General features: G+C 70.1%; 7 protein-coding genes. 4 read left to right on the forward strand and 3 right to left on the reverse strand.

Annotated features, from left to right (window positions below; genetic code table 11):
• Positions 1 to 3: 3 nt before the first annotated feature.
• Positions 4 to 1140: a branched-chain amino acid ABC transporter substrate-binding protein gene (locus ACI1V7_RS17730; protein WP_404533115.1), complete on the reverse strand. Its 1137-nt coding sequence runs from the start codon at positions 1138 to 1140 to the stop codon at positions 4 to 6.
• Between the two features lie 75 nt (positions 1141 to 1215).
• A complete protein-coding gene (locus tag ACI1V7_RS17735; protein WP_290415158.1) occupies positions 1216 to 1701 on the reverse strand; it encodes an Lrp/AsnC family transcriptional regulator in 486 nt (161 codons plus the stop codon).
• A gap of 151 nt (positions 1702 to 1852) precedes the next feature.
• Between ACI1V7_RS17735 and ACI1V7_RS17740 the strand changes: the two genes are divergently transcribed.
• The 4 genes from ACI1V7_RS17740 (at position 1853) to ACI1V7_RS17755 (ending at position 15585) form a co-directional block, all read left to right on the forward strand.
• Entirely contained in the window at positions 1853 to 3913 is a 2061-nt protein-coding gene (locus ACI1V7_RS17740; RefSeq protein WP_404533116.1) for an aminotransferase class V-fold PLP-dependent enzyme, read from the forward strand.
• 218 nt (positions 3914 to 4131) lie between these two features.
• The gene (locus tag ACI1V7_RS17745) at positions 4132 to 12912 is read left to right on the forward strand and encodes a GH36-type glycosyl hydrolase domain-containing protein (RefSeq protein ID WP_404533117.1); all 8781 of its coding nucleotides are present in this window, start codon (positions 4132 to 4134) and stop codon (positions 12910 to 12912) included.
• Positions 12909 to 13802 (forward strand): outer envelope protein, encoded by an 894-nt coding sequence (locus ACI1V7_RS17750; RefSeq protein WP_404533118.1) that lies wholly within the window; start codon positions 12909 to 12911, stop codon positions 13800 to 13802. Before ACI1V7_RS17745 ends, ACI1V7_RS17750 begins: the two co-directional genes overlap by 4 nt.
• Before the next feature lie 106 nt (positions 13803 to 13908).
• On the forward strand, positions 13909 to 15585 hold the full coding sequence (locus ACI1V7_RS17755) for a CehA/McbA family metallohydrolase (protein ID WP_404533119.1): 1677 nt from the start codon (positions 13909 to 13911) through the stop codon (positions 15583 to 15585).
• Here the strand turns inward: ACI1V7_RS17755 and ACI1V7_RS17760 are convergent.
• A complete protein-coding gene (locus tag ACI1V7_RS17760) occupies positions 15582 to 16160 on the reverse strand; it encodes a TMEM165/GDT1 family protein (RefSeq protein ID WP_404533120.1) in 579 nt (192 codons plus the stop codon). The two genes, ACI1V7_RS17755 and ACI1V7_RS17760, sit on opposite strands and share 4 nt — an antisense overlap.
• Positions 16161 to 16194: the final 34 nt, after the last annotated feature.

The following is a 16194-nucleotide window of genomic DNA, read 5'->3' on the forward strand; positions in this document are numbered from 1 at the left end:
TATTCAATAGCTCGCCAGGGGCGCCAGCTGGCCGCCCTTGAAGGTATAGACCGTCACGGCCGTCTTCTTCAGGTTGCCGCCGTCGTCGTAGCCGTAGGTGCCGGCCACGCCCTGGTAGCTGGTCGTGTGCAGGGCCTTGGACACGGCGGCCGCGTCGACCGCGCCCGCATCCTTGATGGCGCGGCCGATGAACATGGCCTGGTCGTAGAAGGCCGGCGCGTACACGTCCGGGTCGCGCTGGAAGCGCTGCTTGTAGCGGGCCTTGAACGCGGCGCCGCCGGGCTGCTTGTCGAGCATGGCGCCGGCCTGCGCGCACAGGATGTTGTCGCCGACGGCATCGCCGCCCAGCTTGGCCATCTCGGGGCTGCACAGCGTGTCGCCGCCGAGCAGGCGCACGTTCGCCATGCCGAGCTGCTTCATCTGGCGCGCCATCGGGGCGCCCTGGGGCGCGTAGCCGCCGTAGAAGATCGCATCGACCTTCTGGGCGCGGAAGGCGGTCAGGATGGCGGAGAAATCGCTGGCCTTGTCGGTGGTGAACTGGCGCCCGGCGACGGCCAGGCCCGAGCTGCGCGCCTGGCGCGCGAATTCGTCGGCGATGCCCTGGCCGAAGGCGGTGCGGTCGTCGATCACGCCGACCTTCTTGAGCTTGAGTTCCTTGGCGGCGTAGGCGGCCATCGAGGCGCCGACCTGGGTGTCGCTGGCCACGATGCGGAACACGTTCGGGTAGCGCGCCTGCGTGATCTTGGGGCTGGTGCCCACGGTCGACATCAGGATGCCGGCATCGTTGTAGACGCGCGATGCGGGAATCGCCACGCCCGAGTTGTAGGGGCCGAGCACGAACTTGACGCCGGCGTCGGCGAATTTCTGGGCGACGTTCACGCCGGCCTTCGGGTCGCCCTGGTCATCCTCGGACAGCAGCTCGAAGCGCAGGGTCTTGCCGCCGGCCTTGATCTTCTGGGCGTTCAGTTCCTCGACGGCGAGGCGCACGCCGTTCTCGTTGTCCTTGCCGGCAAAGGCATTGGCGCCGGACAGCGGGCCGCTCACGCCGATGCGCACGACCTGTTCCTGCGCTTGTCCTTGTGCCTGCGCGCCGAGCGCCAGCAGGCCGGCGGCGAACGCGATGGTGAATTTCGATGGCATTCCTTGGTGTCTCCGTTCGATGCAAACGGCTGCCATCATCGCACGATCACGCGCGCATGCAAACAGGATGGCGGCTCAGGCGGCCAGCCCGTGCGAGATCAGCTCCAGCGGCAGCGCCGTGGTGTACTTGATCTGCTCCATCGAGAAGGCCGACGAGACGCCGGACAGCTGCGCGGTCTTGATCAGCTTCTTGTAGAAACGGTCGTAGCCGTCGATGTCGGTGGTGACGACCTTCAGCAGGTAGTCGACGTCGCCGCTCATGCGGTGGAATTCCAGCACCTCGGGCAGGGCCATCACGGACGCGGCGAATTTTTCCAGCCACTTCTCGTCGTGCTCCGTCGTGCGCACGCTGACGAACACCGTGACGGGCAGGCCGACCTTGTGGCGGTTGACGATGCTCACCCGGCTCTCGATATAGCCCTCTTCCTCCAGGCGCTTGACGCGCTTCCAGCAAGGGGTGCTGGACAGGCCCACTTTCTCGCTCAAGCCGGAAATCGACAGGGTAGCGTCCGCCTGTAGGGCGGCCAGAATCGCACAATCGTATTTGTCGAGTGAGTTCATTGTTTCCGTCCCGAGTTTTTCAGAATGTTTGTTCTTCTGCCGTGGAAAACCAAAGATTCTTTAGTACGTCCAATTCGGCATGAGTCCGTAACATATTACTCAACAATCACGCGCATGGCTCAACTATTTTTGGACTTTTAGCAATTATTTCATGACCCCGGACATCTACCTCGACGCAAACGCCACTTCGCCGGTCCTGCCTTCCGCGCTCGCCGCGGCGGTCGAGGCGATGGAAGGGCGATACGGCAATCCGAGCAGCAGCCATGCGACCGGCCTGCGCGCCAAGCAGATCCTCGACGGGACCCGCCTGCGCGCCCGCCGCGTGCTGGGCGCGGGCCCGGGCCGCGTGCTGTTCACCAGCGGCGCCACCGAAGGCATCCAGACCGCCGTGCTGTCGGCGCTGTGCGCGATCCGCGAGCGGCGCGCGGCCGGCGAAGCGGTGGGCGACCTGCTGGTCTACGGCGCCACCGAGCACAAGGCCGTGTCGGAAGCGCTGGCGCACTGGAACCGCCTGCTGGGCACGGGCCTCACGCTGCAGGCGCTGCCCGTCGACGGCGGCGGCCGCCACCGCCTGGATGTGCTGCGCGAACTGGCGCCCCGCGCCGCCATGGTGTGCACGATGGCGGCCAACAACGAGACGGGCGTAATCTCGGACCTCGAAGGCATCGCGCACGTGCTGCGCAAGCACGGCCCGCGCGCCTACTGGATGGTGGACTGCGTGCAGGCGCTCGGCAAGCTGCCGCTCGACCTGGCGAACACGCGCATCGACTACGCGCCGTTCTCGGGCCACAAGCTGCATGCGCCCAAGGGCATCGGCATCCTCTACGTGCGCGACGGCGCCCCCTACACGCCCCTGATGATCGGCGGCGGCCAGGAATCCGGCCAGCGTTCCGGCACCGAGAACATGGCCGGCATCGCCGCCATGGGCGCCGTGCTGGCCGCCCTGGAAGAGGGCACGACCTTCCGCAGCCATGCGCAGCTGGCCGCCATGCGCGAGCGCGTGGCGGACGCGCTGCGCGACGCCTTCCCCGGCATCGTGTTCAATGCCCCGTTCGACCTGGCGCTGCCGACCACGCTGAACTTCGCCGTGCCGGACCTGGCCAGCAAGGACGTGCTCGACCTGTTCGACGCGGCCGGCCTGCGCGTCTCGGCCGGCTCAGCCTGCTCGGCGGCCAAGGCCGCGCCCAGCTACGTGCTGGCGGCGATGGGCCTGCCCTTGTGGCGCAGCAGCGGCGCCGTGCGCCTGTCGTTCGGGCCGCTGGCCGACGACGCCTTCATCGACGCCGCCTGCGCGCGCATCCGCCGCTGCGGCGAAGCGCTGCGCCACCAGGCCCTCGACCATGCGGACGGCAGCTCCGGCGTGCAGCAGCTCAGCAGCGAAGGGCGCCACGGCTGGATCGTGTTCGACCGCCGCGCCGGCCAGGCGATCGTGATCGATCCGCCCGCGCCGCTCGCGGGGCGCGTCGCGGCCCAGCTGCGCGGCCAGGACCTGCGCGTGAGCGCCGTGCTGGGCACCGGGGCCGACCCCGATGGGGAACATGCGCGCGGTCTGCTGCGCGCGGCGCTGGGACAGGACGCCGCCGATCCGGGACCGTTCGGCTGGCCGCAGGCTGGTGGCGAGACGCTGCTGGGCGACGGCAGCCGCGCGCCAGCGCTGGCGCTCGGCACGGCAGCGCTGGCGCGCGTCGATGCGGGAGAGGGCGCCGCCCTGTACCTGCTGGGCGCCGCGGCCGGAGCGCAGCTGCCGGCCGATGCGGTACGCATGGTCTTCGCCGGCAATGGCGCATTGGCGCTCGAACGCATCTCCCGCATCGCAGGCAGGGAGGCGCTGCTGTGCCATGCGGCCGACACGGCCGGCGTGCCGTTCGGCGCGGCGTCCGCCCAGGGCGGCGTGCGCCGCGACGACGCGCCCGCGCAGCTGGCGGCGGATGCGCTGGAGGACTTCCTGCGCCGGCATCCGGATGCGCTGCTGGTCGACGTGCGCGAAGCGGGCGAGACGGCCGTCGGCGCAGGTGCGCCGGCAGGCCGCGCGGCGCTGGCCGTGCCGTTGTCGCGCCTGGCCGAGCATGCGGCCGGCTTGCTGGCGCAGCCGGCGCGTCCACTGGTGTTCTTCTGCCGCAGCGGCAACCGCAGCGCGCGCGCGGCGCTGTGCCTGCAGCGGCTGGGCCATCCGCAGGCGTTCACGCTCGCCGGCGGCCTGGCGCTGCTGTAACACGAAAAATCGAAACCGGCGGGCGCCAATGTGCCCGCCGTTCCACATCGCGTGCATATCCACGCACCAACTGTGTACGCTAGCGCACGGTGTCCACAGGCATGATCTTTTAGCATGGCATCAGCCGTGCGCCTCCCAGCCCACCCCGCCTCATCTCGACCTGGCCGCTTGCGCGCCCACCCGGCGGTTCGCCGCGCACGCCACCATCGAGGTTCCTGTTGAAACAAGAAAAAGACCTGTCCCGCCCAGCATCCGGCGCGGGATCTTCCTCCGTACCGGCCGGCCTCGCCAACGGCGAAGCGCCGCTGCGCGCCGAACTGTATTCCGCCGCCCAGATGGCGGTGCACGGCCGTCGCCTGGCGGCGCGCCACCAGGTGAGCAACCAGCCGGGCAGCGACCGCCTGCTGGCACGCCTGGCCGACAATGCCGCCGTCATCGCCGACGCCTGCGCGGGCCTGACCCGCGCCGCCAAGGCCGGCGTGCGCCTGACCCCCGCCGCCGAATGGCTGCTCGATAACTACTACCTGATCGAAGAGCAGGTGCGCACCGCGCAAAGCCACCTGCCCAAGGACTACAGCCGCGAGCTGCCCTGTCTTGCGGATGCGGACGAGGAAGCGCGCGGCCGCCCGCGCGTGTACCAGCTGGCGCTGGAAATGGTCGCGCACGGCGACGGCCGCCTGGAGCCGGAAAGCCTGGCACGGTTCGTCGCGGCCTACCAGGAAGGCGCGCCGCTGGCGCTGGGCGAACTGTGGGCGATCCCGATCATGCTGCGCCTGGCGCTGATCGAGAACCTGCGCCGCATCGCCGCACGCCAGGCCGACAACCGCATCCAGCGCGAACAGGCCAACCGCTGGGCCGACCGCATGGCCGAGCGGGCCGACGACAAGCCGGGCGACCTGATCCTGCTGGTGGCCGACATGGCGCGCGAAGTGCAGCCGATGGGATCGAGCTTCGTGGCCGAGCTGACGCGCCGCCTGCAGGGCCGCAGCGGCCCGCTGACCCAGGCGCTGCAGTGGATCGCCACGCGCCTGGCCGACGAGGGCCGCACGATCGACCAGGCGGTGCAGGCCGATATCGGCCAGCAGTCCAGCGACCAGGTCTCGGTGGCCAACAGCATCGGCAGCCTGCGCCTGCTCGGCACCACCGACTGGCGCGAATTCGTCGAGACCATGAGCGCCGTGGAGCAGGCGCTGCGCGGCGACCCGGCCGGCGTCTACGGCCGCATGGATTTCGCCACCCGCGACCACTACCGCCACGTGGTCGAACGGCTGGCGCGCGCCAGCGGGCGCAGCGAACTCGAGGTCGCGACCGAGGCGGTCGCGCTGGCCGCCGCCCATGGCCCCGACGCGGCCGGCGACGGCGCCCACGATGCGCGCCTGCGCCACGTCGGCTACTACCTGGCCGGCAAGGGCTACCCGAGCCTGGAGCGGCGCCTGAACATGCGGCCCGGCTTCGTCGCCTCGCTGCGCCGCACCGGCCGCGCCTGGCCCCTGCTGTCCTACCTGGGCGGCATCGGCACCTTCACGGCCCTGTTCACGGCCGCCGTCGTCGTCCACTCGTGGCAGAACGGTGCGCCGCACTGGCTGATGGCGGTCATCGGCATCCTGGCCACGCTGGGCGCGAGCCAGCTGGCGCTGTCCCTCGTGAACCTGCTGGCCACGCGCCTGGTCATGCCGGCGCCGCTGCCGCGCATGGACTTCAGCGACGGTATCCCGTCCGATGCGCGCGCCGTCGTGGTCGTGCCTTCGCTGCTGTACAGCCGCGCCAACGTGGACGCGCTGTGCGACGCGCTGGAGGTGCGCTACCTGGCCAACCGCGACCCGCACCTGCGCTTCTGCCTGCTGACCGACCTGGCCGATGCGCCCCAGCAGGAGATGTACGGCGACGCCGAACTGGTCGAGCAGGCGCGCGCCGCCATCGCCGCCCTGAACGCGCAGTACGGCGGCGAAGGCATTGCACCCTTCCTGCTGCTGCACCGCGCGCGCAGCTGGAGCGAAGGCGAGCAGGCCTGGATCGGCCACGAGCGCAAGCGCGGCAAGCTGGAGGATTTCAACGCCTTCCTGCGCGGCGGCGCGGCGGAGCGCTTCGCCGTCGTCGAAGGCGACACGGCGGGCCTGGCCGAGACGCGCTACGTGATCACGCTGGACGCCGATACCCAGCTGCCGCGCGATGCGGCGCGCCAGTTCGTCGCCACCATGGCGCACCCGCTGAACCATCCGGTGCTGAATGCCGAGGGCAGCCGCGTGGTCGACGGCTATGGGCTGCTGCAGCCGCGCGTGACGACGTCGCTGCCGCTGGAGAACGCCTCGCGCTACGAGCGCCTGTGCAGCGGCGAGCCGGGCATCGACCCGTACACCCGCACCGTGTCCGACGTCTACCAGGACCTGTTCGGCGAAGGCTCGTTCACGGGCAAGGGCATCTACGACCTGGAGACGTTCGAGACGGTGCTGAGCAACCGCCTGCCGGACAACCGCGTGCTGTCGCACGACCTGCTGGAAGGCTGCTACGTGCGCGCCGGCCTGCTCAGCGACGCACAGGTGGTGGAAGCCTACCCGCCGCGCTACAGCGACGACGTCAGCCGCCGCCACCGCTGGATCCGCGGCGACTGGCAGCTGGCCGGCTGGCTGCGCAACAAGGTGCCGCTGCCGGACGGGCGGCGCGGCCCGAATCCGCTGTCGCCGCTGGCGCGCTGGAAGCTGTTCGACAACCTGCGCCGCAGCCTGGTGGCGCCGACGCTGACGGTCCTGTTGCTGCTGTGCTGGGCCTTGCTGCCGGCGCCGGCGTTCTGGAGCGCGGCGATCCTGTCCGTGTTCTTCCTGCCCTTCTTCATGGGCAGCCTGATCGGCCTGGCCGACAAGGCCCACGACATCACGCTGCGCCAGCACCTGCTGAACTGGGCGCAGGGCGCGCGCATCGGCCTCGGCCACGCCGTGCTGAACACCGCCTTCCTGCCGCACGAAGCCTGGTACAGCGTCGACGCGATCGCGCGCACGGCCTGGCGCATGCTGGTCTCGCGCCGTCACCTGCTGGAGTGGCGCGCGTCGAGCCTGTCGCGCTCGAGCACCGACATGGAAAGCAACTGGCGCAATATGTGGTTCGCCCCGGCCCTGGCCGTCGGCACGGCCGTGCTGCTGACCTTCGCCAATCCGTTCGCGCTGTTCGCCGCGGCGCCGCTGCTGCTGCTGTGGTTCCTGTCGCCGGTGGTGGCATGGTGGGTCAGCCTGCCGGTCGAGCGCGCCAAGCCCGCGCTGGGCAGCGAGCAGCACCGCTTCCTGCAGCGCCTGGCGCGCCGCACCTGGGCCTTCTTCGAGGACCACGTCACGGCGGAGGAAAACTGGCTCCCGCCCGACAATATGCAGGAGCATCCCGCCACGGTGGTGGCGCACCGCACGTCGCCGACGAACATCGGCCTGGCGCTGCTGGCCAACTTCACGGCCTACGACTTCGGCTACGTGGCGGGCGGCGAACTGCTGCTGCGCACCCGCGCCACGCTCGGCGCGATGGGCCGCCTGGAGCGCTACCGCGGCCACTTCTACAACTGGTACGACACGCTGACGATGGCGCCGCTGCAGCCGATGTACGTGTCGGCCGTGGACAGCGGCAACCTGGCCGGCCACCTGCTGACGCTTGCCTCGGGGCTGGAACAGCTGGGCGACCAGCCGATCGCGTCGCGCCGCACGCTGGACGGCATCCGCGACACGCTGCGCGTGATCGAACAGGAGGCGGAAACCCGGGCCGAGACCCTGCCCGCACTGGCGGAAGCGGTCGGCGCGCTGTGGCAGCAGCTCGCCCCCGAGCATTGCCGCAGCGCCGACACGCTGCCCGGCCTGGCCGACTGCCTGGGCGCGCTGGCGCGCCTGGCCGCCACGGCGCACAAGGCGGTGCCGGACGACGCCGACCCGCAACTGCGCGCCTGGACCGCCAAGCTGCTCGCGCAATGCGAGGCCGCCCATGCCGACCTGCTCATGGTGGCGCCGTGGATGCGCGCCGTGCACCAGTTCGTGATCGACTCGACGCTCACGCGCATCCCCACGCTGCGCGAGCTGGCCGCGTTTTCCCTGCGCGCGCCGGGTGCTGACCTGGCCGAGGACGAACGCGCGCGCCAGCAGCAACTGGCGAAGCTGGTGGCCGAGGGCAGCGCCAACGCGCGTGCCCGCCTGGACGAGATCGCACTGCTGGCGCGCCAGGCGCGCGAGTACGCGGCGATGGACTTCGGCTTCCTCTACGTCGACGACCTCGACCTGATGGCGATCGGCTACAACGTCAGCGAGCGCCGCCTGGACGGCAGCACCTACGACCTGCTGGCCTCGGAGGCGCGCCTGGCGTCCTTCGTCGGCATCGCCCAGGGCCAGTTCCCGCAGGAGCACTGGTTCTCGCTGGGCCGCCAGCTGTGCCTCGTCGGCGGCCAGCAGCTGCTGCTGTCGTGGAGCGGCTCGATGTTCGAATACCTGATGCCGCTGCTGGTGATGCCGACCTACCGCGACACGCTGCTCGACCAGACCTACCACGGCATCATCCACGCCCAGATCGACTACGGGCGCCGCCGCAACGTCCCCTGGGGGATTTCCGAGTCCGGCTACCACACGGTGGACGCGGCCATGAACTACCAGTACCGCGCCTTCGGCGTGCCCGGCACGGGCCTGAAGCGGGGCCTGGGCGAGGACCTCGTGATCGCGCCGTACGCCACGATGATGGGCCTGATGGTCGAGCCGGAGCTCGCCTGCGAGAACCTGGAGCGCATGGCCAAGCTGGGCTTCATGGGCAACTACGGTTTCTACGAGGCCGTCGACTACACGCCGGCGCGCGTGCCGCGCGGCCAGGACTTCGCGATCGTGCGTTCCTTCATGGTGCACCACCAGGGCATGGGCTTCCTGGCGCTGTCCTACCTGCTGCACGACCGCCCGATGCAGCGCCGCTTCGAAGGCGACCCGCAGTTCCAGGCCACGCTGCTGCTGCTGCAGGAACGCGTGCCCAAGACGGGCGCGTTCGAATCGGCCAGCGCCGAGGCGGAAGCGCTGCGCCTGCCGGCGCCGGAAGCGGCGATGCCGACCCGCACGGTGGGCCTGGCGCACGCCCATCCGGAAGCGCAGCTGCTGTCCAACGGCCGCTACCACGTGATGGTGACGGGCAGCGGTTCCGGCTACAGCCTGTGGCGCGACCTGGCCGTGACGCGCTGGCGCGAGGATCCCACCGTCGACGACTGGGGCCAGTTCTGCTACGTGCGCGACCTGGACAACGGCCAGCTGTGGTCGACGGCCTGGCAGCCGACGCAGGCCGAGCCCGAGCACTACGAGGCCAGCTTCTCGGAGGGGCGCGCGGAATTCCGCCGCCGCGACCACGGCATCGAGCTGCACACGGAAATCGTCGTGTCGCCCGAGGACGACATCGAGCTGCGCCGCACGCGCATCGCCAACCGCTCCGGCGTGCGCCGCACGATCGAGGTGACGAGCTACGCGGAAGTCGCGATGGCGACGCCGAACGCGGATGCCGCCCACCCGGCGTTCTCGAAACTGTTCGTGCAGACCGAGATCCTGCGCGAGCGCGGCGCCATCCTGTGCACGCGCCGTCCGCGCCACAAGGGCGAGCACATGCCCTGGATGCTGAACCTGATGACGGCCCACCAGGAAGGCAAGGGTGGCGAGGCGCCGGCCGCGCCCGAATTCGAGACCAGCCGCGCCGACTTCATCGGCCGGGGCAACCGCAATGCGCTGCCGCAGGCGCTGGCGGCCATGAACCGCGCGCCGCTCGGCGGCCAGGACGGTTCCGTGCTCGACCCGGTGGCGGCGATCCGCCGCGTGTTCGTGCTCGAACCGCACGAGGAAGTCGTGTTCGACGTGGTGCTGGGCGCGGCGGAAACGCGCGAGCACGCGCTGCACCTGGTCGACAAGTACCAGGACCGCCACCTGGCCGACCGCGTGTTCGAGCTGGCCTGGACCCACAGCCAGGTCGTGCTGCGCCAGCTGAACGCCAGCGAGGCCGACGCCCAGCTGTACAGCCGCCTGGCCGGCAGCGTGATCTACCCGAATGCGGGCCTGCGCGCCGACCCGGCCGTCATCGCCCGCAATGCGCGCGGCCAGTCCGGCCTGTGGGCCTACGCGATCTCGGGCGACTTCCCGATCGTGCTGCTGCAGATCCGCGACGTGGCCAACATCGAGCTGGCGCGCCAGCTGGTGCAGGCGCATGCTTACTGGCGCCTGAAGGGGCTCGTCGTCGACATCGTGATCTGGTGCGAGGAGCGCAAGGAAAACACCAGCGGCTACCGCCAGGGCCTGTACGACCAGATCATGAGCCTGATCGCGTCCGGCATGGATGCGCAATCGGTCGACCGTCCGGGCGGCGTGTTCGTGCGCCTGCTCGAGCAGATCCCGAACGAGGACCGCATCCTGATGCAGTCGGTGGCGCGTATCGTGCTGTCGGACGAGGCGGGCAGCCTGGCCGACCAGCTGCGCCGCGCCGGCGCGCAGAAGACCCAGTTGCCGCCGGCCCTCTTGCCGCAGCAGCAGGACGGCATAGCGGTCGACGCGCTGGCCGCACTGGCGGCACCGGCGGCACCGGCCACCATCCTCGACAACGGCATCGGCGGTTTCAGCGCCGACGGCCGCGAATACCTGATCCGCACGGGGGCCGGACGGCACACGCCGGCGCCCTGGGTCAACGTGCTGGCCAGCCCCATGTTCGGCAGCGTCGTCTCGGACAGCGGCACGGCCTACAGCTGGAACCAGAACGCCCACGAGTTCCGCCTGACGCCGTGGGAAAACGATCCCGTGTCGGACCGCGGCGGCGAAGCGTTCTACCTGCGCGACGAGCATACCGGCGTGTTCTGGTCGCCGACCGCGTTGCCGGCGCCGTCCGGCGGCGACTACCTGACCCGCCACGGCTTCGGCTACAGCGCCTTCGAGCACAGCGCCCACGGCATCCGCAGCGAACTGCTGACCTACGTGGCGCTGGACGCGCCGCTGAAGTACGTGACGATCAAGCTGCGCAACGAGGGATCGAACGCGCGCCGCCTGTCCGTCACCGGCTACGTCGAATGGGTGCTGGGCGACCTGCGCGCCAAGTCGGCCATGCACGTGGTGACGGAACAGGACCCGGTCAGCGGCGCGCTGTTCGCCCGCAATGCCTACAACACGGACTTCTCGGGCCGCGTCGCGTTCTTCCACCTGGATGCCGAACACGTGTCCTACACCTGCGACCGCGCCGAGTTCGTGGGCCGCAACCGCGGCCTGGCCAATCCGGCGGCGCTCGAGCGCCAGGGCCTGTCCGGCCGCAGCGGCGCCGCGCTCGACCCGTGCGCGGCCTTGCAGACGGTGGTCGAGCTGCAGCCGGGAGAGGAACAGGAGCTGGTGTTCATGCTGGGCGTGGGCGGCCGCCGCAACCTGGACGCGTCGGGCATGGTCCAGCGCCACAGCGGCGGCGGCACCGCCGCGGCCGACTTCGCCAAGGTGCGCGAGTACTGGGAAGAGACGCTGGGGGCGATCCGCATCGAGACGCCGGACCCGGCCCTCGACGCCATCGCCAACGGCTGGCTGATGTACCAGACCATCGCCTGCCGCATGTGGGCACGCAGCGGCTACTACCAGTCGGGCGGCGCCTACGGCTTCCGCGACCAGCTGCAGGACGCGATGGCCACCGTGCACACGCGCCCGCAACTGCTGCGCGACCATATCCTGCTGTTCGCCGGCCACCAGTTCGTCGAGGGCGACGTGCAGCACTGGTGGCATCCGCCCACCGGGCGCGGCGTGCGCACGCATTGCTCGGACGACTACCTGTGGCTGCCGCTGGCCGTGCACCGCTACGTCGGCGTGACGGGCGACGCGTCGCTGCTGGACGAGGTCGCGCCTTTCATCGAAGGCCGTCCGCTCAAGCAGGAAGAGGAATCGTGGTACGACCTGCCGGGCCAGTCGCGCGAGCAGGCCAGCATCTACGAACACTGCGTGCGTGCGATCCGGCGCGCGCTGACGTTCGGCGCCCACGGCCTGCCGCTGATCGGCACCTGCGACTGGAACGACGGCATGGACCGCGTGGGCAATGAAGGCCGCGGCGAAAGCGTGTGGCTGGGCTTCTTCCTGTATGAGGTGCTGCAGCGCTTCGCCGAGCTGGCCGAACGGCGCGCCGACTACGGCTTCGCCACCACCTGCCGCAGCGCGGCCCAGGTGCTGTCGCACAACATCGAGGAAAACGCCTGGGACGGCAACTGGTACCGGCGCGCCTATTTCGACGACGGCACGCCGCTCGGCTCGCAGCAGAACGACGAGTGCCGGATCGACTCGATCTCGCAGAGCTGGGGCGTGCTGTCCGGCGCGGCCGATCCGGAGCGCGCGCGCCAGGCGATGCGGGAAGTCGATGCGCACCTGGTGCGGCGCGACGCCGGCCTGATCCAGCTGCTCGATCCGCCGTTCGACAAGGGCGTGCTGGATCCGGGCTATATCCGCGGCTACGTGCCCGGCGTGCGCGAGAACGGCGGCCAGTACACGCATGCGGCGATCTGGACGGCGATGGCGTTCGCGCGCCTGCGCGATACGGAACGCGCCTGGGAGTTGCTGCGCATGATCAATCCGGCCAACCATACGGGCACGCCGGAAGCCTGCGCCGTCTACAAGGCCGAACCGTATGTGATGACGGCCGACATCTATGCGGTGGCGCCGCACGTGGGGCGGGGTGGCTGGAGCTGGTACACGGGCTCGGCCGGCTGGATGTACCGCCTGATCGTCGAATCCCTTCTCGGCGTCGAGCGCAGCGGCGAACGCCTCGCACTCGCGCCACAATTGCCACGCGCCTGGCCTGGCTTCACGTTACACTACCGCTTCCGCGATACGCCCTACACGATCGCCGTGACGCGCAGCAGCGAGCCCGGCCTTGTCGTGGATGGCGTGGCGCAGGACGGCGACGCGATCATGCTGGTGGACGACGGCAGGCCGCACAGCGTCGAACTGCGGGTGGCGGAAGACGGCGGGGCGCTCCCCGCGGAGCACGAGAACCGGGCCGAGATCGACCGATGACGAGACGGGTACATGCCGGGGCCAGCGTGGCTTGCTCGGCCGCGCTGGCCGCGGCCGGCTTCGGCGCCGTGCTGGTGCCGGAGCGCGAAGCCCGCGCCGCCGACTGGAGCGACACGGCCGTCAGCTGGCGCTACGGCACCCGCTTTCGCGAACCCTTCAATCCCGCCGACATCAAGAAGCACATCGTCGCGCTGACCCATTCCAGCGGCTACCGCTACGGCACCAATTACTTCAACCTCGACCTGCTGGCGTCGGACCGCAACGATCCGTCTTCCCTGAACGGGCGCGACGGGGCGCAGGAAGCGTACGTGGTCTACCGCCATACCCTGGACATCGGCGCGCTGCGCGGCGAGCCGATCCGCTTCGGCAAGGTCAAGGGCGTGGGCCTCGTGCTGGGCTTCGACTGGAACACCAAGAACGACGTCGGCTACAACTCGCGCAAGCGCATGCTGGTGGCGGGGCCGACCTTGCTGTGGGATGTGCCGGGATTCCTGTCCACGGGCGTCCTGATGGTGCGCGAAAGCAATGCGCCGAGCGGCGCCTTTCCGCCCATTGCCGACGTCAACGGGCGCTACACCTACGACAACCACGCGATGTTCTCGGCCAGCTGGGGCATTCCGGTGGCCGAGGGCTGGAGTTTCGAGGGCTACCTGAACACCATCGCCGCCAAGGGGACGGACGAGGTCGGCAACGGCACGGGTGCCGAGACCAACCTCGACATGCAACTGATGGTCGATGTCGGCGCGCGCTTCGGCCAGCCGAAGAACCGCTTCCGCATCGGCGTCGAATACCAGTTCTGGAACAACAAGTTCGGCAACCGGGCGTCGACCACCGGCAACCGGGGCCAACGCGCCAGCACGCCGATGATCCGGGCCGAGTACCATTTTTAGGTTTTACCCAAGATCACTTTATCTTTGTCAATAAAATAATAAAATAATGACAAGACCATGATCTTCGGATCAAGGCTGGAATCGATGCAATTGCAAAAATTGCATCATGAAAACCTTATCCTTCCTCCTCCCCCTGGCGCTGGCCGCGGCCGGCTCGATCCACCCTGGCGCCGCTGCAGCGCCCGCTGCAGTCCCTGCTGCAGTCCCTGCGGCCGTCGCGGCGCAGCACGAACACCGCGAGCTCGACGCCACGCTGCATGCACCTTATCGCGGCGATGCCCGCGGCCAGCCGGATGCACGCACGTTCACCCTGGCGTTCGACCATCCTGGCATGACCCGCGGCGAAGTCGCCTGGCGCCTGGAGCTGCTGGCGCCGACGGGGCGCCGCGTCGGGCAGTGGCAGGGGCGGCAGGCGCTGGCAGGCGGCCGTCCGGCCAGCGTTGCCGTGCGCTGGCGGGGACTGGTAGGCGGCGCGCGTCCCGCCGCCGGCATCTACCGCGTGCGCCTGCTGGCCAGGATCGGAGGCGAAGAGGTGGGACAGGCCTGGGACATCGCCGTGGGCACGATCGCGGCGCCGTCCATGCCCCCGTTTGCGGGCCTGCCGACGCGGCGCGCGCCGCTGCGTGACACGGTGCAGGCAGCGCCCGCGCCGGACGGCTTGCCCTACACGGTCTACTACGGCAACCTGCACAGCCAGACCAGCCACAGCGACGGCGGCGCGCCCGTCGACGATTGCCACGGCGCGCAGGAGCCGCAGAGCGCGCCCTTCGGTCCGGATGCCGCCTGGCCCTACGCCCGGCGGCATGGCCTGGACATCCTGATGGTCTCGGAACACAACCACATGTACGACGGTTCGACGGGCACGAAGACGGGTGCCGATCCGCTCGCGGCGAAAGCGCTGTACCGCGCGGGCCTGGACAGCGCGCGCGCCTTCAACGCCGCGCACCAGGATTTCCTCGCGCTGTATGGCCTGGAGTGGGGCGTGATCGGCAACGGCGGCCACCTGAACATCTTCAACACCGACGAGTTGCTGGGCTGGGAAAAGACCGGCAAGGGAGAACTGCTGGCCGACGTGGAGACGGCGCGCGGCGACTACGGCGCCCTGTACGCGCTGATGCAGCGGCGCGGCTGGATCGGCCAGTTCAACCATCCCGCGCTCACCGGGCAGTTCGCCGTCGGCGGCAAGGCGCTGGCCTATACGCCGGAGGGCGACGCCGCGATGGCCCTGTGCGAGGTGATGAACAGCTCCGCGTTCTCGACCAGCGAGGACGAGGAGGAAACGCGCCGCAGCAATTTCGAACAGGCCTGCAACAAGCTGCTCGAAGCGGGCTACCACGTCGCATTCAGCAGCAACCAGGACAACCACTGCGCCAACTGGGGTGCGTCGGCCGCCAACCGTACCGCCGTGCTGGTGCCGAACGGCGTGCCGCTCACGCGCGACAGCTTCGTGGAGGCGCTGCGTGCGCGCCGCGTGTTCGCGACGATGGACAAGGATGCGCAGCTCGTGCTGACCGCCAATGGCCACCTGATGGGCGAACGCTTCGCCAACAGCGGCCCCTTGCGCCTGCAGGTGCGCTTCGCCGGCGCGCCGGGCAGGACGGCGGCGGCGGTGGAGATCGTCGAGGGCGTGCCGGGCCGGGGCGGCGACGTGACGACGCTGCCGGGCAAGGCCGACGTGCAGCTGGTGCCGGCGCCCGGCCCGCATTTCTATTATGCGAAGGTGACGCAGGACGACGGCCGCATCCTGTGGTCGGCGCCCGTGTGGGTCGACCAGTCTCCCTAGAAGCCGAGGTTGCCGCCCGCGCCCAGCAGCGTGGCCACGCCCAGCGCGACGAAGATGAGGGCCGCGCAGCCGTGCACGAGCTGCAGGGGCACGCGGCCCGCGATGCGGTCGCCGAACAGCACGGCCGGCACGTTCGCGAGCATCATGCCCAGCGTGGTGCCGGCGACCACCAGCGGCAGCGAGGCATAGCGCGCGGCCAGCGCGACGGTCGCCACCTGGGTCTTGTCGCCCATCTCGGCGAAGAAGAACGCGAGCACCGTGGTCGCGAACACGCCCAGGCGCGCGAGGGCCGGGTCCTCGTCCTCGTCGATCGTGTCCGGCACCATGATCCAGGCCGCCATCGCCAGGAAGGCGATGCCCAGCACCCAGCGCATCGCGTCCGGGCCGAGCAGGCGCGCCACGAGCGTGCCTGCCGCCGCGGCGAAGGCGTGGTTGGCGATCGTGGCGACGAAGATGCCGAGCACGATGGGCAGCGGGCGGCGGAAGCGCGCGGCGAGCAGGAAGGCGAGCAGCTGGGTCTTGTCGCCGATTTCGGCGAGGGCGACGATGCCGGTGGAGATGAGGAAGGCGTCCATCGGGGGCGGGGCGGAAAGAGCAAGGCGCGGATCA

The organism is Massilia paldalensis (assembly GCF_044901715.1).
GTDB lineage: Bacteria > Pseudomonadota > Gammaproteobacteria > Burkholderiales > Burkholderiaceae_D > Telluria > Telluria paldalensis.